Annotated in this window: 23 protein-coding genes and 2 pseudogenes; 21 read left to right on the top strand and 4 right to left on the bottom strand. The window is 39.4% G+C overall.

Annotated elements, in window-relative coordinates; all coding sequences use genetic code 11:
* Positions 1 to 37: 37 nt before the first annotated feature.
* Positions 38 to 976 (bottom strand): iron-hydroxamate ABC transporter substrate-binding protein, encoded by a 939-nt coding sequence (locus tag PYW42_RS00640; protein WP_002361532.1) that lies wholly within the window; start codon positions 974 to 976, stop codon positions 38 to 40.
* Between the two features lie 230 nt (positions 977 to 1,206).
* Between PYW42_RS00640 and PYW42_RS00645 the strand changes: the two genes are divergently transcribed.
* The 4 genes from PYW42_RS00645 to PYW42_RS00660 all read left to right on the top strand — a co-directional run bounded on the left by PYW42_RS00645 (position 1,207) and on the right by PYW42_RS00660 (position 5,337).
* Complete coding sequence (locus tag PYW42_RS00645) at positions 1,207 to 2,013, top strand: ABC transporter ATP-binding protein (protein ID WP_002411438.1); 807 nt, start codon at positions 1,207 to 1,209, stop codon at positions 2,011 to 2,013.
* Positions 2,010 to 3,020, top strand: a complete 1,011-nt coding sequence (locus PYW42_RS00650; protein WP_002363472.1) for a FecCD family ABC transporter permease — start codon at positions 2,010 to 2,012, stop codon at positions 3,018 to 3,020. Before PYW42_RS00645 ends, PYW42_RS00650 begins: the two co-directional genes overlap by 4 nt.
* Positions 3,017 to 4,021: a FecCD family ABC transporter permease gene (locus PYW42_RS00655; protein WP_010816080.1), complete on the top strand. Its 1,005-nt coding sequence runs from the start codon at positions 3,017 to 3,019 to the stop codon at positions 4,019 to 4,021. Before PYW42_RS00650 ends, PYW42_RS00655 begins: the two co-directional genes overlap by 4 nt.
* A 113-nt stretch (positions 4,022 to 4,134) precedes the next feature.
* On the top strand, positions 4,135 to 5,337 hold the full coding sequence (locus PYW42_RS00660) for an iron-containing alcohol dehydrogenase (RefSeq protein WP_002386357.1): 1,203 nt from the start codon (positions 4,135 to 4,137) through the stop codon (positions 5,335 to 5,337).
* A gap of 56 nt (positions 5,338 to 5,393) precedes the next feature.
* Here the strand turns inward: PYW42_RS00660 and gpmA are convergent, their stop codons facing one another.
* Positions 5,394 to 6,080, bottom strand: coding sequence for a 2,3-diphosphoglycerate-dependent phosphoglycerate mutase (gene gpmA / locus PYW42_RS00665; RefSeq protein WP_002359343.1), 687 nt, complete (start codon positions 6,078 to 6,080; stop codon positions 5,394 to 5,396).
* 210 nt (positions 6,081 to 6,290) lie between these two features.
* On the opposite strand from gpmA, the pseudogene PYW42_RS00670 reads away from it, so the two are divergent.
* Positions 6,291 to 7,693, top strand: a pseudogene (locus tag PYW42_RS00670) (IS3 family transposase).
* 79 nt (positions 7,694 to 7,772) lie between these two features.
* Here the strand turns inward: PYW42_RS00670 and PYW42_RS00675 are convergent.
* Both PYW42_RS00675 and rpiA read right to left on the bottom strand, forming a co-directional pair.
* Positions 7,773 to 8,348, bottom strand: coding sequence for a recombinase family protein (locus PYW42_RS00675; RefSeq protein WP_002356188.1), 576 nt, complete (start codon positions 8,346 to 8,348; stop codon positions 7,773 to 7,775).
* Between the two features lie 41 nt (positions 8,349 to 8,389).
* Positions 8,390 to 9,070: a ribose-5-phosphate isomerase RpiA gene (rpiA, locus tag PYW42_RS00680; protein WP_002364531.1), complete on the bottom strand. Its 681-nt coding sequence runs from the start codon at positions 9,068 to 9,070 to the stop codon at positions 8,390 to 8,392.
* Between the two features lie 344 nt (positions 9,071 to 9,414).
* Between rpiA and rpsL the strand changes: the two genes are divergently transcribed.
* From rpsL to rpmC, 16 genes and pseudogenes are all read left to right on the top strand, one after another.
* A complete protein-coding gene (rpsL, locus tag PYW42_RS00685) occupies positions 9,415 to 9,828 on the top strand; it encodes a 30S ribosomal protein S12 (RefSeq protein ID WP_002356190.1) in 414 nt (137 codons plus the stop codon).
* A 55-nt stretch (positions 9,829 to 9,883) separates the two neighbouring features.
* A complete protein-coding gene (gene rpsG, locus PYW42_RS00690) occupies positions 9,884 to 10,354 on the top strand; it encodes a 30S ribosomal protein S7 (protein ID WP_002356191.1) in 471 nt (156 codons plus the stop codon).
* Between the two features lie 83 nt (positions 10,355 to 10,437).
* Positions 10,438 to 12,519 carry an elongation factor G gene (gene fusA, locus PYW42_RS00695; protein WP_002356192.1) on the top strand — a complete coding sequence of 694 codons (2,082 nt, stop codon included), beginning with the start codon at positions 10,438 to 10,440 and terminating at the stop codon, positions 12,517 to 12,519.
* A gap of 150 nt (positions 12,520 to 12,669) precedes the next feature.
* Positions 12,670 to 13,857 (top strand): elongation factor Tu, encoded by a 1,188-nt coding sequence (tuf, locus tag PYW42_RS00700; protein ID WP_002356194.1) that lies wholly within the window; start codon positions 12,670 to 12,672, stop codon positions 13,855 to 13,857.
* A 181-nt stretch (positions 13,858 to 14,038) separates the two neighbouring features.
* Positions 14,039 to 14,862, top strand: a pseudogene (gene thiD / locus PYW42_RS00705) (bifunctional hydroxymethylpyrimidine kinase/phosphomethylpyrimidine kinase).
* Between the two features lie 270 nt (positions 14,863 to 15,132).
* Positions 15,133 to 16,299 carry an SAM-dependent methyltransferase gene (locus tag PYW42_RS00710; RefSeq protein ID WP_002389616.1) on the top strand — a complete coding sequence of 389 codons (1,167 nt, stop codon included), beginning with the start codon at positions 15,133 to 15,135 and terminating at the stop codon, positions 16,297 to 16,299.
* Between the two features lie 348 nt (positions 16,300 to 16,647).
* Positions 16,648 to 16,956, top strand: a complete 309-nt coding sequence (rpsJ, locus tag PYW42_RS00715; RefSeq protein WP_002389727.1) for a 30S ribosomal protein S10 — start codon at positions 16,648 to 16,650, stop codon at positions 16,954 to 16,956.
* A 21-nt stretch (positions 16,957 to 16,977) separates the two neighbouring features.
* Positions 16,978 to 17,607 (top strand): 50S ribosomal protein L3, encoded by a 630-nt coding sequence (gene rplC, locus PYW42_RS00720; protein ID WP_002356199.1) that lies wholly within the window; start codon positions 16,978 to 16,980, stop codon positions 17,605 to 17,607.
* 25 nt (positions 17,608 to 17,632) lie between these two features.
* A complete protein-coding gene (gene rplD / locus PYW42_RS00725; RefSeq protein WP_002356200.1) occupies positions 17,633 to 18,256 on the top strand; it encodes a 50S ribosomal protein L4 in 624 nt (207 codons plus the stop codon).
* Complete coding sequence (locus PYW42_RS00730; protein ID WP_002389538.1) at positions 18,256 to 18,546, top strand: 50S ribosomal protein L23; 291 nt, start codon at positions 18,256 to 18,258, stop codon at positions 18,544 to 18,546. Before rplD ends, PYW42_RS00730 begins: the two co-directional genes overlap by 1 nt.
* A gap of 39 nt (positions 18,547 to 18,585) precedes the next feature.
* Positions 18,586 to 19,416 (top strand): 50S ribosomal protein L2, encoded by an 831-nt coding sequence (rplB, locus tag PYW42_RS00735; protein WP_002356204.1) that lies wholly within the window; start codon positions 18,586 to 18,588, stop codon positions 19,414 to 19,416.
* A gap of 42 nt (positions 19,417 to 19,458) precedes the next feature.
* Positions 19,459 to 19,737 (top strand): 30S ribosomal protein S19, encoded by a 279-nt coding sequence (rpsS, locus tag PYW42_RS00740; protein ID WP_002356205.1) that lies wholly within the window; start codon positions 19,459 to 19,461, stop codon positions 19,735 to 19,737.
* Between the two features lie 21 nt (positions 19,738 to 19,758).
* Entirely contained in the window at positions 19,759 to 20,106 is a 348-nt protein-coding gene (gene rplV, locus PYW42_RS00745) for a 50S ribosomal protein L22 (RefSeq protein WP_002356206.1), read from the top strand.
* 66 nt (positions 20,107 to 20,172) lie between these two features.
* Entirely contained in the window at positions 20,173 to 20,829 is a 657-nt protein-coding gene (gene rpsC / locus PYW42_RS00750; RefSeq protein WP_002356207.1) for a 30S ribosomal protein S3, read from the top strand.
* 2 nt (positions 20,830 to 20,831) lie between these two features.
* Positions 20,832 to 21,266 carry a 50S ribosomal protein L16 gene (rplP, locus tag PYW42_RS00755; RefSeq protein WP_002356208.1) on the top strand — a complete coding sequence of 145 codons (435 nt, stop codon included), beginning with the start codon at positions 20,832 to 20,834 and terminating at the stop codon, positions 21,264 to 21,266.
* Positions 21,256 to 21,444, top strand: coding sequence for a 50S ribosomal protein L29 (gene rpmC, locus PYW42_RS00760; RefSeq protein ID WP_002383858.1), 189 nt, complete (start codon positions 21,256 to 21,258; stop codon positions 21,442 to 21,444). The genes rplP and rpmC overlap by 11 nt, the downstream gene beginning before the upstream one ends.
* Positions 21,445 to 21,447: the final 3 nt, after the last annotated feature.

Here is a 21,447-nt window from a genome sequence, read left to right on the forward strand (position 1 = left end):
AAATGCTTGGATGATTATTTTCATCCAAGCATTTTTTTTAATTTAAGAGCGCTTTTTTTACATCTTCAACAATTTGAGTATTCGCAATAGGTCCGTTGTATAACCAACTACTTTTTTTATCATAGGTATGAACTTGGTTATTTTTCACAGCAGGTAAGTTCTTCCAAATTGCTTCTTGGAAAAGAGGTGCTGATTCATCGCTGTTTACAAGGAAAATGTGGTCTGCGTCAAGCTCAGCTAATTTTTCTAAAGAAACTTGATTCCAATCCGCAGTAGCGTTTTTAGAAATTTCTTCCACTAATTTTGGAACTTGGAGGCCTAAGTCCTGATAGAGCACGGTTCCGCTTGAGCGATTATCGCTAACCATAAAGACTTGGTTGTTGGTTACCCATAAGACTGCCGCAGATTTGCCAGCATCTTTTTTGCCAAGGTCTTCTTGGACGCCTTTGGTTAAGGTATCATAATCTTCTAACACTTTTTTCGCTTGTTCTTTTTTATCTAAAACAGTGGCAATATCTTCCAATTGATCACGCCAAGTGACATTTTCGCCGTTTTTGACTACATAAGTTGGCGCAATTTTACTGTATTCTTTGTATTTACCGCCTTCAACTAGAGCAGATGAACTGATTAATAATAAGTCAGGTTCAAATTTTAGAACCGCTTCATATGGCAAGTCATAGGAAATAGTGGGGACATCTTTCAATTCTTTCGCTAAATAATCTTGAATGCTACCTTGTCCAACTGTCCATTGTGCCACTGGTTTTTCTCCTAATGCAACTAGATAATCTTCTAAATAACTCGCAATAATCCGTTTGGGTTTCGCGGGGACGGTTACTTTATTGCCTAAGGTATCTGTTACTTCATGTGTTTTGTCAGCGTTGTTGGCTTCTTTATTCGTATTACCACAAGCTGCGAGTAAGAATGAACCAAGAAGAAGGGTTGTACCAATTAGGACCGTCTTTTTTAAAAGTTTCATTGTGTAACTCCTTTATTTTTAGTTGATAACGATTCTCATTATCAGTTAAAAACGACCGTTTGTCAATCATCGCTTGCTTTTTTGAGCAAATAAGTTGCATTTTTTAGATAATTCGTTTTTTTGATTGGAAGAAACATTGCTTTTTAAGGAAGGGTCTTTTATAATCAAGGAACAATGAGTGAGAACGATTCTCAATAAATGTAAAATAACGACAGAAAAATTAAAGAGGAATGGTTATGAATTATTTAGAGGCAGAGGACTTAACTACAGGATATGGTCGTCAAGTGATTAGTGAAGCGCTGAACTGTTCATTTGAAGCGGGAACTATTACAAGTATTATTGGACCAAATGGTTGTGGCAAATCGACCTTGTTAAAAACACTTGCGCGTATTTTGCTAGCTGAGAAAGGCAAGGTGTTCATTAAGAACCAAGAACTTCAACATTTTTCTTCAAAAGAAGTGGCGCAAGAACTAGCGATCTTATCACAAACGCCAGAAAATACAATCGATTTATCTGTTTTTGACCTCGTCTCTTTCGGGCGATATCCTTATCAATCGGGCTGGAAAAGCGTCACCGCAGAAGATCAAGAGTACATACAATGGGCATTAGAATTAACAGGCTTAACTGAGTTAGCTAGAGAGTCTGTGGCAATTTTATCAGGTGGACAACGGCAACGGGTTTGGATTGCTATGGCGCTAGTGCAGGATACAGATATTTTAATTTTAGATGAACCGACCACCTATTTGGATCCAGCGCATCAGCTAGAAATTTTAAATGTGTTAAAACGAATTAATCAAGAACATCAGAAAACCATCGTGATGACGATTCATGATATTAATTTAGCTTCTCGTTTTTCTGATCGCGTGATTGCGATGAAAGAGGGAAAGATTATCAATGAGGGAACACCGCAAGAAGTGATTACTGTTACTGGCTTAGCAGATGTTTTCGCTATTCAAGCAGAAATTAGTTATCATAGTCAGACACAGCGGCCACTAGTACTTTCTTATGAGTTGATGGAAATGGAGCTGGATGGATGAAAGGCATAAGCGGATTTTATAGACACCAATGGCAAGTGTTACTTGTCTGTCTTTTTTTGCTAATTGGGACAATGCTTCTGTCATTGATGTTTGGTGCGACGTCGGTTTCGATTCAAACGATTATTGAATCATTTAGGCACTTCGATGCGACCAATCAAGCGCATCAAGTCATCCAAACGGTTCGGTTGCCGCGGATTTTAGGGGCCGCTTTTGTGGGAGCAAGTTTAGCGGTGAGTGGGGCGTTAGCGCAAGGGATTACACAAAACCCATTGGCAGATTCTGGCTTGCTGGGTATCAATGCTGGAGCTGGCTTGGGCTTAGCGCTTGTTTTTGCTTTCCTCCCTCAGGCAAGTTATTGGTGGCTTTTAGTTGTTTCTTTTCTTGGTGCCGGCGTGAGTGTGGCACTGATTTATTATCTTTCTAATCATTCAATTCGAGGAGCAAGCCCCATGCGTCTGACCTTGGTGGGGGCTGGTATTAGTGCCCTTTTTTTATCATTTAGTCAATTCTTAGCCATTCAGTTCAATTTGAGTCAAGAGTTAACGTTTTGGTTTCTTGGCGGTGTCAGCGTTATTTCTTGGGCACAATTAAAAATAGTCGTTCCTATCTTTCTGGGCGCATTTGCATTAGCAATTCTGATTAGTCCGTCGGTGACTATTTTACGGTTTGGCGATGATGCAACAATTGGTTTGGGGCGAAATCCGCAGCGTATTCGGTTGTTTGCCAGTATAACGATTTTGCTTTTATCAGGATTGTCTGTGGCGCTGGTTGGCTCGGTCAGTTTTGTTGGTTTGGTGGTGCCTCATGTGATGCGAACAGTTTCTGGAGAAAATTACCGTCGCTTGATTCCGTTCTCAGCGTTAGGCGGTACGCTCCTCGTTTTGGTGGCAGATTTAATCGCTCGAATGGTGAATCCGCCTTTTGAAACACCATTTGGGATTATCACGGCCTTAATTGGCATCCCATTCTTTCTTTATTTATTTCGTAAAGGAGGGCAACTAGGATGACACAGAAAAAAGTGTCTCGTTGGGTGGCTATCTTAATAGTTGGGATTATCCTAACTGCTTGTATCAGTTTAACGCAAGGGGAATTATCTGTTTCCGTCATGGATTTAAAAGCCCTTCTTTTGGGACAGGGAAGTCAGGCCAAACAACTGTTAGTTTGGGATTTTCGGTTACCACGGATTGTGCTTGCGGTCCTAGCGGGCGCAGCTTTAGGCTTAAGCGGCGCTATTCTTCAAGGGATTACTCGGAATCCGTTAGCAGATACTGGGATTTTAGGCATTAATGCGGGTGCGGGTTTGGCAGTGATTTTGTTTATTAGTTTTGTTGAGACGACAAGTATCACAACGTTTGCACTTCCGCTCGTGGCCTTAGTTGGCGGCTTGCTAGCGGCTGTTGGGATTTTGGTAATCGCGTATCATCATCGTTTAGGATTGACGCCAGTTCGAATGGTCTTAGCGGGTGTCATTTTGAGTACGGGTATTTCAGCACTCACCTTATTAATTACATCAAAAATTGACACTGAAAAGTACCGTTTTGTTACAGTGTGGCAAGCAGGCAGTATCTGGGGCAGTAATTGGTTCTTTGTGGGCGCTTTGTTGCCTTGGCTAGTCATTGGGTTCTTTTTTGCGATGAAGCGTCATCGTCTGTTGGATATTTTACAATTGGGGGACGAAACAGCTATTTCTGTAGGTATTGCTGTGAAAAAAGAACGAATCGTTTCGTTGCTGTTAGCGGTGATGTTGGCGGCATCAGCGATTTCCGTTACAGGGGGAATTAATTTTTTAGGTTTACTTGCGCCACATATTGCTCGCAAATGTGGTTTTACGCAACAAAAACAGGTATTGCCATTGGCGGCGTTGTTTGGGAGTTTACTTTTATTGGTTAGTGATACGATTGGTCGGCTATTGCCTGGCAATGGAGAAATGCCTGCAGGGATTATTGTTGCGATCATCGGTGCGCCTTATTTTCTTTATTTGTTAATCAAAACAAGCGATTCGTTATAAAAAAGAATCAAAAGCTGGGTCAATCGGTCGTTGTGAAAGCAACTGTCATTTGCTCGGCTTTTTTATTGGCGGATTTTTGAAAAAATAGTATGATAAATGCGTAAGAGGATTGAATGGAGGATGAAAGAATGGAAAACTTTAATTTTTATGTACCAACAGACATCCGTTTTGGGAAAGATCGTTTAGACGAATTACCTGCTGTGTTAGATCAATTTGGCAAAAATGTCTTACTTGTTTATGGTGGCGGTAGTATCAAACGTAATGGCTTGTACCAACAAATTACTGATTTGGCCCAAAAAAACGGGCATACATTGATTGAGTTGAGCGGTGTCGAACCAAACCCGCGCATTGAAACCGTTAGAAAAGGAATTGAGTTGTGTAAAGAAAACCAAGTCGATGTTATTTTAGCAGTTGGCGGTGGTTCGACCATTGATTGTTCCAAAGCAATTGCTGCGGGCTTTTATTCGGAAGAAGATATCTGGACAGTTATTGCAGCCAGAAAAGGGTATACTGGTCCTGCTTTACCAATAGTGACCATCTTGACTTTAGCAGCAACAGGTAGTGAAATGAACGCAGGTGCTGTCATTTCTAACTTAGAAACCAATCAAAAATTAGGCTTTGGTGGTCCGAATATGATTCCAAAAGTTTCGTTCTTGGATCCAACGAATACTTTTACGGTTCCTCAAAATCAAACAGCAGCTGGCTCAGCGGATATTTTCAGTCATTTGATTGAAAACTATTTTAGTATTTCGACAGGCACGGACGTCCAAGATTTTGTGTCAGAAGGCTTAATGCGAACGGTTATCAAAAATTGTCCTATTGCTTTAGAAAATCCAGAAGATTATGATGCACGTGCTAATTTAATGTGGGCAAGTAGTTTAGCCTTAAATGGTTTAACAGGGCGCGGCAAACAAGGTGTTTGGTCTTGTCACCCAATGGAACATGAATTAAGTGCGTTTTATGACATTACGCATGGGATTGGCTTAGCAATTTTAACGCCTCGTTGGATGAATTACGTTTTGTCTGAACAAACCGTAGGCAAGTTTGCACAGTTTGCTCGAAATGTTTGGGGAATAGTCGAACAAGAAGAGGAAGTAGCAGCGAAAAAAGGTATTCAAGCATTATATGATTACTTTGTGGCTTGTGGCATTCCAATGACATTACCAGAAGTTGGTATCGAAGCAGATAAATTTGAAGAAATGGCACAACAAGCTGTGGCCCATAGTGCAATTGCCGAAAAGGCTTATGTACCATTGGATGTAGCGGACATAGTAGCGATTTATAAAGATTGTTTAACCGAAAGTCAATTTATTTAATCCATAAAAAAGCGGTTTGCCTTGGCAAACCGCTTTTGTTAATAAGAAACAAGTTCTTATAAGTAGTATTTTTCTTTCACAGTTAAATCATCGTTTAATTCATAAACTAATGGTTTACCTGTTGGGATTTCAAGATCCATAATATCTTCATCAGAAATGCCTTCGATGTGTTTAGCTAAAGCACGTAATGAATTACCATGAGCCGCTACTAAGACAGTTTTGTTGTCTTTTAAAGCTGGCGCAATTTCATCTTGCCAGAATGGTAATGCACGTTCCAAAGTAACTTTCAAGTTTTCGCCACCAGGAATATCGCGTTGGTCTAACATTGCATAACGACGGTCGTTTGCTGCAGAACCTTCATCTGTTGCTTCCATTAATGGAGGAAGAGTATCGTAAGAACGACGCCAGATGTGGACTTGTTCGTCTCCGTATTTTTCAGCAGTTTCTTTTTTGTTTAGTCCTTGTAATTTACCATAGTGACGTTCGTTTAAGCGCCAAGATTTGATTTGAGGTACCCATAATTGATCTGAGTATTCTAGTAAATAGTTACAAGTTTTGATGGCACGAGTTAAAACAGAAGTATAAGCAACGTCGAATTCGATGCCTGCTTCTTTAATTTTACGGCCGCCTTCTTTTGCTTCTTCAACACCTTCAGGTGCTAAATCTACGTCAGCCCATCCAGTAAATTGGTTTAAGGCATTCCATTCGCTAAGTCCATGACGAGAAAAAACTAATTTTGGCATGTATAAGCTCTCCTTTGAGTTTAGTTTTCTGAAAATAAGATTTCCACGTTTATTGTACACCGTTTTGCGCAAGATTTCCAATGGAAAATAGTAAAAAAACGTGAAAGTTGCTGAAAAATTAGAGTGAAATCGAATCAAAAAAGAAGCCCCATCTGTGAGCCGACCCCCAAAAGTTAGACCTAGAAATCTAACTTTTGGAGGTTTTTTTGTATGGCAAAATACAGTTTTGAATTTAAACTTAAACTTGTTCATGACTACTTATCTGGTCAAGGAGGTCTAAGGTTTCTCGCAAAGAAGTATGGGTTTAAAGATAGTTCTCAAATAAGCAAATGGATAAATGCCTATAAAGAACTTGGTGAAGAAGGCCTACTTCGCAGTCGAAAAAATAAGAATTACTCTGTTCAATTTAAGCTAGATGCGATAGAGTTATATTTAACAACAGAGTTGTCCTATCAAGAAGTAGCTAATCTTCTAAAAATGAACAATCCATCATTGATTGCGAATTGGCTTAGAACGTATCAGAAGTTTGGTATAGAGGGACTCTCTAAACAGAAAGGACGTCCACCTACCATGTCTAAAAAGAAACGAAATGAACCCCAACCACTACCAAGTGAACGATCTCAAGTAGAGAAACTAGAAAAAGAAAATAGAATGTTAAAAATTGAGAATGCCTATTTAAAAGAATTGAGGAGACTGCGTTTAGAGGACGAACAAAAAATGAACGAATCGCACGAATCATTCACAGTCTCCGAAGACGCTTTCGATTAAAAGATATTTTGGAAACCCTAAGGTTTCCAAAATCTACTTACATGTACTGGCAAAAACGCCTCGACAGAACAGCTTCAACACAAATCATTGAAGAAGAAATTCAAGCGATTCGTAAAAAACATCAACATTATGGCTATAGAAGGATAACCCAAGAATTGAAACGACGTGGATTTCAAGTGAATAAAAAGAAAGTCCAGCGATTAATACAAAAGTTAAAGTTACAAGTCAAAGCTTTTACTAAGAAATCCAGAAAATATAATTCCTATAAAGGAATCGTTGGTAAAATCGCTAAAAATTTGATTCGTCGCCGATTTAAAACCTCTGTTCCTCATCAAAAAATTACAACTGATACAACTGAATTTAAGTACTTTGAAGCAGATAACGCAGGCATCTTTCGTCAGAAAAAACTATACTTAGATCCATTTATGGATATGTATAATAGTGAAATTCTAAGCTATAGCCTTTCTACTCAACCAAATGGTAAAACAGTTATGAAAGGTCTGAAAGAAGCAATTTCTCAAACAAATGATTGTCCCTATCGGCGCACCTTTCACTCTGATCAAGGCTGGGCTTATCAAATGAATGTCTATATACAAACATTAAAGGACAACAATATCTTTCAAAGTATGTCTCGAAAAGGAACCTGTTTAGATAATTCTCCTATGGAGAATTTCTTCAGTATCCTAAAACAAGAAGTGTACTATGGAAAAATCTATCAAAGTCAAAATGAATTGATAGAAGCAATTGAGAACTACATTTATTATTACAATCATCACCGAATCAAAGAAAAACTTAACTGGAAAAGCCCAGTAGAATTTCGACAATTCAATCAAAAAACTGCATAAAAAATAGAGTGGAAAAATCCACTCTATAAAAAGTCTAACTTTTTGGGGTCGCTACATCTGAAGGACTTCTTTTTTATTCTTAGGAATACAGCCGCTCGACATCTGTCTCAGGTAAATTGATGTACTTATAACAAGTGCCCACCGAAACGCCGCATTTATTAGAAATAAATTGGATTGTTTCTTTGTTTTCATAATATAATGCACGGATTTTGCGGACGGTGCGTCCATCGATTTTTGGACGTCCACCTACTTTTCCGTTTTCACGAGCTTTGTGGAGCCCGACGAGTGTTCGTTCTTTAATTAGTGCACATTCCATCGCAGATAAGCTCTCCATTAATTGGAAATAGGCTTCACCTGTTGGAAGGTGAGTATCAATTCCTTCTGAAATGCTGACAAAATCAACTTGTTTTTCCTTTAACATTTTCATAAAGTCTGTTAATTGGCGGGTTGTTTTACCTAAATGGTGCAATTTACAAACAATAAGTGTATCCCCAGCAGAAAGAAGTTTTTCGACTTCGTCTAAGACACTGATCTCCGCTTGAGGATCAAATGTCTCTTGGAAAATATCATCACAACCAAACGATTGGAGAGTGGTTAGTTGATTTTTTAAATCGTCTTCAATAATAGTTGTGCGTGCATAACCAATTCGTTTCATATATTATCCTTCCTATATAAATAATCTTTTTTCACACATTCTTAACGTGCGGGAACATGTAAGGTTTTCGGTCCATCTTCATAACCGACGATTACCATAGAAACCATATTTAAAAATAAGCCGTGTTCAACGACGCCAACCAAGTTGTCTAAATAAGAACCTAAAGCTTCTGGATCTGTAATTTTTTCTAAATGCAAATCGATGATATGGTGGCCTCCATCTGTTATTAATGTTTCGCCAGCAGCGTTTAGACGAAGTGCTGGGTGATAGCCTTTTTCTTTAAATAAATGCACTAGTTGGCAGCTGCCATAAGGGACAACCTCAACAGGAAGTGGGAAAGCCCCTAAATCGTCCACCATTTTTGATTTATCCACAATCCAAATACATTTCTTTGAATAAGTGGCCACAATTTTTTCAAAAAGTAAGGCAGCGCCACCGCCTTTGATTCCTTGAAAATCAGCGCTGATTTCATCGGCGCCATCAATCGTAAGATCCACATACGGAACCTCATCAATACTTTTTAAAGGAATGCCCAAGGCCAAGGCTTGTTTCTCTGTTTCTTTTGAAGTAGTAACCCCTACGATTGACAATCCTTCTTCTTTTACGCGACGACCAATTTCGTCTACCATAAATTTTGCTGTTGAGCCAGTACCCAAACCGACAATCATGCCGTCTTCTACATATTTTGCAGCTTCGATTCCTACCATTTGTTTCAGATTCATCGCTGTTTTCCGCCCCCTTCAATAGTCAAAGATATTGTACCGTTATTTAACTAAAAAAGATAGAAAGTTTTTGAAAAAGTCATAAAAATTTTTAAAGGAAAAGTACGTTTAAATAGAAGGAAAAGCTTTTTTTCGAAAGGCGAAAGAAGAGGGTTGACAGCTGATACTTATCGTGGTATCCTAACAAAGGTGCTTTATCTACAGGTTCCTTATAGGGACGTGCTGACTGTCTATCAAAGCATATTTGATAAAGAGTGCAGAGATTGCATTATTTTTTATCGCGAAAAAAGAACCACCTGGATGTGTGGAACTAGAAGCGAAGTAAGGAAGGAGGAGAACAAGGAATGCCTACAATTAACCAATTAGTACGTAAACCTCGTAAATCTAAAGTAGAAAAATCTGATTCACCAGCCTTAAACAAAGGATATAACAGTTTTAAGAAAACTCAAACAAACGTTAACTCTCCGCAAAAACGTGGAGTTTGTACACGTGTGGGTACGATGACACCTAAAAAACCGAACTCAGCTTTACGTAAATATGCCCGTGTTCGTTTGTCAAACTTAATCGAAGTTACAGCTTATATCCCAGGTATCGGTCACAACTTACAAGAACACAGCGTGGTATTATTACGTGGTGGACGTGTAAAAGACTTACCAGGGGTACGTTACCATATCGTTCGTGGTGCGCTTGATACTGCCGGTGTTAACGACCGTAAACAAAGCCGCTCTAAATACGGTACAAAACGTCCTAAAGCTTAATTATAATAAGACAATAACAACTTGAAAAATCATATTTCGGAAGGAGGAGTTACGGATGCCTCGTAAAGGTCCTGTTGCAAAACGTGATGTTTTACCAGATCCAATTTATAACTCAAAATTAGTAACTCGCTTAATCAACCGTGTAATGGTTGACGGTAAACGCGGGATTGCTGCTAACATTATCTATAATTCATTTGATATCATCAAAGAATCTACAGGTAACGATCCATTGGAAGTTTTTGAACAAGCAATGAAAAACGTTATGCCTGTTCTTGAAGTTAAAGCACGTCGTGTTGGGGGTTCTAACTACCAAGTACCAGTTGAAGTTCGTCCAGAACGTCGTACAACTTTAGGTTTACGTTGGGTAGTTAACTACGCACGTCTACGTGGTGAACACACAATGGAAGAACGTCTAGCGAAAGAAATCATGGATGCTGCTAACAACACTGGCGCTTCTGTTAAAAAACGCGAAGACACACACAAAATGGCAGACGCAAACCGCGCATTTGCTCATTATCGTTGGTAAGATCCTCTCTGTCTGTCGCGTAAAGTGGCAGCAGAAAGTCAATTTACAATCGATTTAAATAAAGAGAGGAGTAAACATACAAAATGGCAAGAGAATTTTCACTTGAAAAAACTCGTAACATTGGTATCATGGCCCACGTTGATGCTGGTAAAACAACAACAACTGAGCGTATCTTGTACTACACTGGTAAAATCCATAAAATCGGTGAAACCCATGAAGGTGCTTCACAAATGGACTGGATGGAACAAGAACAAGAACGTGGTATCACGATTACATCCGCTGCGACAACTGCACAGTGGAAAGGCTACCGTGTAAATATCATCGATACTCCAGGACACGTGGACTTCACAATTGAAGTACAACGTTCTCTACGCGTATTAGATGGTGCGGTAACAGTTCTTGACTCTCAATCAGGTGTAGAACCTCAAACAGAAACTGTTTGGCGTCAAGCGACTGAATATAAAGTTCCTCGTATTGTATTCTGTAACAAAATGGATAAAATCGGTGCGGACTTCTTCTATTCAGTAGAATCATTACATGATCGTTTACAAGCAAACGCTCATCCAATTCAAATTCCAATCGGAGCTGAAGAAGACTTCACTGGAATCATTGACTTGATTAAAATGAAAGCTGAAATCTACACAAATGATTTGGGAACAGATATTCAAGAAACTGATATTCCTGAAGATTATTTAGAAAAAGCGCAAGAATGGCGCGAAAAATTAGTTGAAGCTGTTGCTGAAACTGACGAAGACTTAATGATGAAATATCTTGAAGGTGAAGAAATCACTGAAGAAGAATTAGTCGCTGGTATCCGTCAAGCAACAATCAACGTTGAGTTCTTCCCTGTATTAGCTGGTTCAGCATTCAAGAATAAAGGGGTTCAATTAATGTTGGACGCTGTTCTTGATTACTTACCATCTCCATTAGATATCGATGCTATCAAAGGGATCGATACTAAAACAGACGAAGAAACAACTCGTCCAGCTGATGACGAAGCACCTTTCGCTTCATTAGCATTTAAAGTTATGACTGACCCATTCGTAGGTCGTTTAACTTTCTTCCGTGTTTATTCTGGTGTCCTTGAAAGTGGTTCATACGTATTGAACGCTTCAAAAGGCAAAAAAGAACGTATCGGTCGTATCCTACAAATGCACGCCAACACTCGTCAAGAAATTGACAAAGTGTACTCTGGTGATATCGCTGCTGCTGTTGGTCTAAAAGACACAACAACTGGTGATACATTATGTGCATTAGATGCACCAGTTATTCTTGAATCTATTGAATTCCCTGACCCAGTTATCCAAGTCGCTGTTGAACCTAAATCAAAAGCTGACCAAGATAAAATGGGCGTGGCTCTACAAAAACTTGCTGAAGAAGATCCATCATTCCGCGTTGAAACAAACGTTGAAACTGGTGAAACAGTTATCTCTGGTATGGGTGAATTGCACTTAGACGTTTTAGTAGACCGTATGAAACGTGAATTCAAAGTTGAAGCTAACGTAGGTGCTCCTCAAGTATCTTACCGCGAAACATTCCGTGCTGCGACTAAAGCAGAAGGTAAATTCGTTCGTCAGTCTGGTGGTAAAGGACAATACGGTCACGTATGGGTTGAATTTACACCAAATGAAGAAGGTAAAGGCTTCGAGTTTGAAAACGCAATTGTCGGTGGTGTGGTTCCTCGTGAATACATCCCAGCAGTTGAAAAAGGGTTAGAAGACTCTATGAACAACGGTGTTCTTGCTGGTTATCCATTAGTTGATATCAAAGCAAAACTTTACGATGGTTCATACCACGATGTCGATTCAAATGAAACGGCCTTCCGTGTAGCTGCTTCTATGGCATTGAAAGCTGCGGCTAAAAATGCAAACCCAGTTATTTTAGAACCAATGATGAAAGTTACAATTACTGTTCCTGAAGATTACTTAGGTGATATCATGGGACACGTAACAAGTCGTCGTGGACGTGTTGAAGGTATGGAAGCACACGGTAACTCTCAAATCGTTAATGCGATGGTACCTTTAGCTGAAATGTTTGGTTATGCTACAACATTACGTTCAGCAACACAAGGACGCGGTACATTTATGATGGTATTTGACCACTATGAAGACGTACCTAAGTCTGTTCAAGAAGAAATCATCAAGAAAAACGGCGGCAACGCATAATTTTCCTTGAGAATAAAAGGTTTGTTTTTAGAACTATCCTTTTTTCAAGATTTCGTGTAAAATAGCTTATGATGATCAGACGATTTTTAGTAACGTCTATCACATATAAAACAAACAATAAAATTTATATTTTTAGGAGGAACATTCAAAATGGCAAAAGAAAAATTTGACCGTTCTAAATCCCATGTTAACATTGGTACTATCGGACACGTTGACCATGGTAAAACTACATTAACAGCTGCAATTGCTACTGTATTATCAAAACACGGTGGCGGGGAAGCACAAAGCTACGATTCTATCGATAACGCTCCAGAAGAAAAAGAACGTGGAATCACAATCAACACTTCTCATATCGAATATGAAACTGAAACTCGTCACTATGCACACGTTGACTGCCCAGGACACGCGGACTACGTTAAAAACATGATCACTGGTGCTGCTCAAATGGACGGAGCTATCTTAGTAGTTTCTGCTGCTGATGGTCCTATGCCTCAAACACGTGAACATATCTTATTATCACGTAACGTTGGTGTACCATACATCGTTGTATTCTTAAACAAAATGGATATGGTTGATGACGAAGAATTATTAGAATTAGTAGAAATGGAAGTTCGTGACTTATTATCAGAATACGATTTCCCAGGCGATGATGTTCCAGTTATCGCAGGTTCTGCTTTGAAAGCTTTAGAAGGCGACGAGTCTTATGAAGAAAAAATCTTAGAATTAATGGCTGCAGTTGACGAATATATCCCAACTCCAGAACGTGATACTGACAAACCATTCATGATGCCAGTCGAAGACGTATTCTCAATCACTGGACGTGGTACTGTTGCTACAGGCCGTGTTGAACGTGGTGAAGTTCGCGTTGGTGACGAAGTTGAAATCGTTGGTATTAAAGACGAAACATCTAAAACAACTGTTACAGGTGTTGAAATGTTCCGTAAATTATTAGACTACGCTGAAGCAGGCGACAACATCGGTGCTTTATTACGTGGTGTTGCACGTGAAGATATCGAACGTGGACAAGTATTAGCTAAACCAGCTACAATCACTCCACACACAAAATTCAAAGCTGAAGTATACGTATTATCAAAAGAAGAAGGCGGACGTCACACTCCATTCTTCACTAACTATCGTCCTCAATTCTACTTCCGTACAACAGACGTTACTGGTGTTGTAGAATTGCCAGAAGGTACTGAAATGGTAATGCCTGGTGATAACGTTGCTATGGACGTTGAATTAATTCACCCAATCGCTATCGAAGACGGAACTCGTTTCTCTATTCGTGAAGGCGGACGTACTGTAGGTTCAGGCGTTGTTACTGAAATCGTTAAATAATTAACTTTTTAACTATAGCTTTAACCAGCGTGAAAAACTGGGGTATTCGGACGTAAGACCAGAGAATTTATTCTCTGGTCTTTTTTTTGTTTAGAAATTGGCTGGCTAAAAAATAAGCCAATTGGCTGTTTTAGCAGACTTGTTTCTTCCGTATACTTGGAGAAAAAGGTTAGGTGATTTAATGGAAAAAGTATTGACGATTGCAGGCTCCGATTCAACTGGAGGGGCAGGGATTCAAGCAGATTTAAAAACATTTGAAGAGTATGGAGTTTTTGGATTTTCAAGTTTAACCTCGATTGTGACGATGGATCCTACGACAGGTTGGTCACATGAAGTAACTGAATTGCCAGAAACGCTCTTAGAAAAACAATTGATTTCGGTTTTTGCAGGCGGTCCAGTAGCGGCTTTGAAAACAGGGATGATGGGTAATGAACAAAATATTAAAATGGCTAGTAAGTACATTAAACAAGAAAAAATTCAAAAAGTCGTGATTGACCCAGTCATTGCTTGTAAGGGAACGGCACAAATTCTGCAACCCAAAAGTGTGGAAGGCCTAAAAACGATTTACTGCCATTAGCATTAGTTGCCACGCCTAATTTAATTGAAGCGGGCATCTTATCTGGTTTAGGCGAAATTTCTTCCGTGGCGGAGATGGAAGAAGCGGCAAAACGAATTGTACAAATGGGAGCCAAGCATGTCGTGGTTAAAGGGGGACATCGCTTAGCTGGTGAAAAAGCACTGGACTTATTTTACGATGGTCACACCGCGCATCTTTTGGAAAATGAATTATATCCAACTGATTATAATCATGGTGCAGGTTGTACTTTTTCAGCGGCAATCACAGCTGGCTTGGCGAAAGGTTATTCGGTGTTAGAAGCAGTAACTTTAGCGAAAAAATTTGTAGCAGCGGCGATTAAACACGGTATTCAAGTTAATCCTTATGTGGGGCACGTGTGGCATGGCGCTTACACTCATGCGGAACAACGGATGCGTAAGAAAGCATAATATTTAGAACTAGAGGAGTCTGTCAAGGACTGGCTCTAGTTTTTTTGTGATAAAGAATAACAATAGTAGGTATTACGTTAAAAGAATGTTCAAATTTTTAAAAGAGGAGTAGAATAGAACTGTAATTGCAAAAAAGAAGCGGAACATAGAAGGGGTGATAACTTTTCTGTGCTTCAGTTTAGAACGGACTGTGGTGTTTGTTTTGACGAACTACCGGAAAGCGACTTCTTTTTGTTTTGGCTTCAAATGGTATTTAATGGAGGGAATGCAATGTTAGAAAAAGAAACGTACAGTCAACTGTTTAAATGGTCTTTTTCAAAAAAGACACAAGTCACATACTGGGATGGTACCGTCAAAGAGTATGGGCAAGGGTCGGGGGATCCGGTTTTTAAAATTGTATTCAATGAAAAAATTCCTGTGAAGGATTTACTGAATAACGCTTCGTTAACTTTAGGGGAAGCCTACATGGATCGCAAAATTGAAATCGAAGGCGATATCCAAGCGCTGATTTATGATGTGTATAACCAAAAGGATAGCTTTTTACACAATGCTAAATTTATTAAATGGCTTCCTAAAGAAAGTCATTCAAAAAAACGTTCGCAAGAGGATATTCACAGCCATTACGATCTAGGAAATGATTTTTACAAAAAATGGCTTGACCAAACAATGACGTATTCATGTGCTTATTTTAAAACGCCTGAAGATACATTAGAACAAGCGCAAGTGAATAAAGTTCATCATATTTTAGATAAATTGTTTATCAAAGAGGGCGACACTTTACTGGATATTGGCTGCGGCTGGGGCACGTTAATTTTAACTGCGGTGAAAGAATATGGAGCCAAAGCAACTGGGATTACATTAAGTGAAGAGCAATTTCATCATATTCGCCATATTATAGAAAAAGAAGGTCTACAAGATCGAATGACTGTCAAATTGATGGATTATCGTGATTTAAAAGGAGAGTCTTTTGACCATATTACGAGTGTTGGGATGTTTGAACATGTCGGTGCGGAAAATCTACATGAATATTTTGATGTCGTTCAGCGAAATTTAGCGCCTAAAGGTACGGCGTTGATTCATGGGATCAGTCGCCAACAAGGTGGGGCTAAAAATGCTTGGATTAATCGTTATATTTTCCCAGGTGGCTATATTCCTGGTGTCACTGAGCTAGTCGGCCATATGACAGAAAACGACTTGCAAGTGATTGACTTGGAAAGTTTGCGCAGAGATTATCAATTGACGTTGGAACATTGGACAAAAAACTTCCATAATATAGAAACAGAAATTGTTGACGAAAAAGGCGAGCGCTTCTATCGAATGTGGGACTTATATTTGCAAGCATGTGCAGCCTCATTCCAAGCAAGCAATATTGATGTTATTCAATATTTATTGGTTCATCCAGATAACAATGATATTCCAATGCGCCGGATTGGTTAATAGAATAAAAAAGAAAGAATTTGAGATTCTGGTAAAAAAAGAATCTCAAATTCTTTTTTTATAAAAATAGAATGAAAAGAATTGAAAAACAAAACAAATGCTTTTCAAAACAAGAAAAAATTCTTTTAAAAAAACGCAGAAAATCCTTGCTAACACTATCCTTTCATAGTATAATCAAAAAGGTGCTGTTTACAGGAGTGTAAAAAGCATTGGTAGATCAACGATTTGATTTGCCGGCTGTGAAGCGAGAGGTTGCGACACGCTCGGACGCTTTGCCATGAACGAGCATGCCGGATAAATTTTCGTGGAGCTATGTCTACTTTTAAAATAGGCGAAGGAGGGAACAAGATGGCAAAACAAAAAATTCGTATCCGTTTAAAAGCGTATGAACACCGTATTTTAGATCAATCAGCGGATAAAATTGTGGAAACAGCAAAAAGAACTGGAGCTGACGTATCAGGTCCGATTCCATTACCAACAGAACGCTCACTTTACACAGTTATTCGTGCGACTCATAAATACAAAGATTCTCGCGAACAATTCGAAATGCGTACTCACAAACGTCTAATTGACATTGTGAACCCAACACCAAAAACAGTTGACGCTCTAATGAAGCTTGACTTACCGTCTGGTGTTAATATTGAAATCAAACTATAAAATTAAGATGGAGGTGTACTCATGACCAAAGGAATCTTAGGGAAAAAAGTGGGAATGACACAAATCTTTACTGAGTCTGGTGAATTAATTCCAGTAACAGTAGTTGAAGCTACGCCAAACGTAGTTTTACAAGTAAAAACTGTTGAAACTGACGGATACGAAGCTATCCAAGTTGGTTACCAAGACAAACGTGAAGTTTTATCAAACAAACCTGCGAAAGGTCATGTTGCAAAAGCAAACACGGCTCCTAAGCGCTTCATTAAAGAATTCAAGAATGTTGAGCTAGGAGAATATGAAGTAGGTAAAGAAATCAAAGTAGATGTTTTCCAAGCAGGAGACGTTGTTGATGTTACAGGTACTACGAAAGGTAAAGGATTCCAAGGGGCAATCAAACGTCACGGCCAAAGCCGCGGACCTATGTCTCATGGTTCTCGTTATCACCGTCGTCCTGGGTCAATGGGTCCAGTAGCGCCTAACCGTGTATTTAAAAATAAACGACTAGCCGGCCGTATGGGTGGCGACCGCGTAACAATTCAAAACCTTGAAGTTGTTAAAGTGGACGTAGAAAGAAATGTTATCTTAATCAAAGGAAACATTCCTGGAGCGAAAAAATCTTTAATCACAATCAAATCAGCTGTGAAAGCTAAATAAGTGTAGGGAAAGGAGGAACTAAGGAATGCCGAATGTAGCATTATTCAAACAAGATGGAACTCAAAACGGTGAAATCACTTTAAATGAAGAAATCTTCGGAATCGAACCTAATGAAAGTGTTGTCTATGATGCAATCATCATGCAACGTGCTTCATTAAGACAAGGAACACACGCAGTTAAAAATCGTAGCGCTGTTCGTGGCGGTGGCCGCAAACCATGGCGTCAAAAAGGAACTGGTCGTGCTCGTCAAGGTTCAATCCGTTCACCACAATGGCGTGGAGGTGGCGTAGTCTTTGGACCAACACCGCGTTCATACAGCTACAAACTTCCTAAAAAAGTTCGTCGCTTAGCAATGAAATCTGTATTATCAGATAAAGTTGCTGAAAATAACTTGGTAGCAGTAGAAGGTTTAAGCTTCGATGCACCAAAAACAAAAGAATTCAAACAAGTTCTTGCTAACTTGTCTATCGATACTAAAGTATTAGTTGTTTTAGAAAATGGTAACGACTTTGCAGCTTTATCAGCTCGTAACTTACCAAACGTTTCTGTAGTAACTTCTGATAACGTTAGTGTGTTAGATGTTGTGTCAGCTAACAAAGTCTTGGCAACACAAACAGCTCTTACTCAAATTGAGGAGGTGCTTGCATAATGGAATTACTAGACGTAATCAAACGCCCAGTGATCACTGAAAAATCCATGTTAGCTATGGACGAAAAGAAATATACTTTCGAAGTGGACACTCGCGCAAACAAAACTTTAGTAAAACAAGCTGTTGAATCAGCATTCGATGTTAAAGTAGCAAACGTAAACATCTTAAACGTGCGTCCAAAATTCAAACGCATGGGTAAATATGTAGGTTATACAAAAAAACGTCGCAAAGCGATCGTTACATTAACTGAAGATTCAAAAGAAATTCAATTATTCGAAGCTGCTGAATAAGCAGTCCTGAACAATATCAACGTAGGAGGGAAATAAGACGTGGCGATTAAAAAGTACAAACCTACCACAAATGGCCGTCGTAACATGACAAGTTCTGATTTCGCTGAAATCACAACTTCAACACCAGAAAAATCATTGTTACAGCCATTAAAAAACAATGCCGGTCGTAACAACAACGGTCGCATTACGGTTCGTCACCAAGGTGGCGGTCACAAACGTCAATACCGTGTGATTGACTTCAAACGTAATAAAGATAACGTCGCAGCGGTTGTTAAAACGATCGAGTACGATCCAAACCGTTCTGCTAACATCGCGTTAGTTCATTACGAAGACGGGGTTAAGGCATACATCTTAGCACCAAAAGGATTAGAAGTAGGCATGCGCCTAGTATCTGGTCCAGAAGCAGATATTAAAGTAGGTAACGCATTACCATTGGAAAACATTCCAGTTGGTACAGTTATCCACAACATTGAAATGAAACCTGGTAAAGGTGGACAATTAATTCGTTCAGCTGGAACAAGCGCGCAAGTACTTGGTAAAGAAGGCAAATACGTATTAATCCGCTTAAACTCTGGCGAAGTTCGTATGATCTTAGCAACTTGCCGTGCAACAATCGGTTCAGTTGGTAACGAACAACACGAATTAATCAACATTGGTAAAGCTGGCCGCTCTCGTTGGATGCGTAAACGCCCAACTGTTCGTGGTAGCGTAATGAACCCTAACGATCACCCACACGGTGGTGGTGAAGGTAAAACACCAATTGGACGTAAAGCGCCAGTATCTCCATGGGGTCAACCAGCAATTGGATACAAAACACGTAATAAAAAAGCTAAATCAGACAAACTTATCGTTCGTCGTCGTACTAAATAATTTTTTTGACCATGTGTCGTACATTTTGAGAGGAGGTTCACCATGGGTCGTAGTTTAAAAAAAGGACCTTTCGTCGATGATCATTTGATGAAAAAGGTCGAAGCACAACAAGGTGCCGAAAAGAAAAAAGTAATTAAAACTTGGTCTCGCCGCTCTACAATTTTTCCATCATTCGTAGGTTTCACAATCGCTGTATATGATGGACGGAAACATGTCCCTGTTTACATTCAAGAAGACATGGTAGGACATAAATTAGGTGAATTTGCACCAACTAGAACTTATCGTGGCCACGTTGCTGACGATAAAAAAACTAAACGCTAATTTTGAGGGGAGGATATGCAAATGTCAGAACAAATTACATCAGCTAAAGCAACTGCAAAAACAGTTCGCACTTCACCTCGTAAAGCACGTTTAGTAATCGATCTTATCAGAGGGAAAAGCGTTGCGGATGCAATTTCAATCTTGAAATTCACACCGAACAAGTCTGCTGGAATCATTGAAAAAGTTTTAATGTCAGCAGTTGCTAACGCAGAAAACAACTTTGACTTAGACGTTGAAAGCTTAGTCGTATCTGAAGCATTTGTTAACGAAGGACCAACAATGAAACGTTTCCGTCCTCGTGCAAAAGGTTCAGCTTCACCAATCAACAAACGTACTAGTCACATCACAGTAGTTGTAACAGAGAAATAAGTCTCATGAAATAGGCTGTTTTCTTTATGAAAACAGAGCTTAAACATTTAAGAGGAGGGACAATCAGTGGGTCAAAAAGTACATCCAATTGGAATGCGTGTAGGCATCATCCGCGACTGGGATGCGAAATGGTATGCTGAAAAAGAGTATGCTGAATTCTTACACGAAGATTTAAGAATCCGTAAATTTATCGCAACAAAACTTGCTGATGCTGCTGTATCTACAATTGAAATCGAACGCGCTGCAAACCGTGTTAACATTTCAATTCACACAGCTAAACCAGGTATGGTTATCGGTAAAGGCGGATCTGAAGTCGAAAACCTAAGAAAAGAATTAAACAAATTAACTGGCAAACGAGTTCACATCAACATCGTTGAAATCAAAAAACCAGATTTAGATGCAAAATTAGTAGGCGAAGGAATTGCACGTCAATTAGAAAACCGTGTTGCTTTCCGTCGTGCTCAAAAACAAGCTATCCAACGCGCAATGCGTGCTGGTGCTAAAGGAATCAAAACTCAAGTATCAGGTCGTCTAAACGGTGCGGATATCGCTCGTTCAGAAGGATACTCTGAAGGAACTGTACCACTTCACACATTACGTGCGGACATTGATTACGCATGGGAAGAAGCGGACACTACTTACGGAAAACTAGGAGTTAAAGTGTGGATCTATCGTGGAGAAATTCTTCCAACGAAAAAAAACACTGAGAAAGGAGGGAAATAATCATGTTAGTACCTAAACGTGTAAAACACCGTCGTGAATTCCGCGGAAAAATGCGCGGTGAAGCTAAAGGCGGAAAAGAAGTAGCATTTGGTGAATGGGGTTTACAAGCAACTGAATCTCACTGGATTACTAACCGTCAAATCGAAGCAGCCCGTATTGCAATGACTCGTTACATGAAACGTGGCGGGAAAGTATGGATTAAAATTTTCCCTCACAAGTCTTACACAAGTAAAGCTATCGGCGTACGTATGGGTAAAGGTAAAGGGGCACCAGAAGGCTGGGTATCACCAGTTAAACGTGGTAAAATCATGTTTGAAATCGCAGGCGTTCCTGAAGAAGTAGCTCGTGAAGCTCTTCGTCTTGCATCTCACAAATTGCCGGTAAAAACTAAGATCGTAAAACGTGAGGAAATGGGTGGTGAATCGAATGAAGGTTAAAGAAATCAGAGAATTAACCACTGCCGAAATGCTAGATAAAGAAAAACAATTAAAAGAAGAATTGTTCAACTTAAGATTCCAATTAGCAACAGGTCAATTAGAAAACACTGCACGTATTAAAGAAGTACGTCAATCGATTGCACGCATCAAAACAGTATTGCGTGAACAAGCTAACTAATAG

The sequence above is a fragment of the Enterococcus faecalis genome (assembly GCF_029024925.1).
GTDB classification, from domain to species: domain Bacteria; phylum Bacillota; class Bacilli; order Lactobacillales; family Enterococcaceae; genus Enterococcus; species Enterococcus faecalis.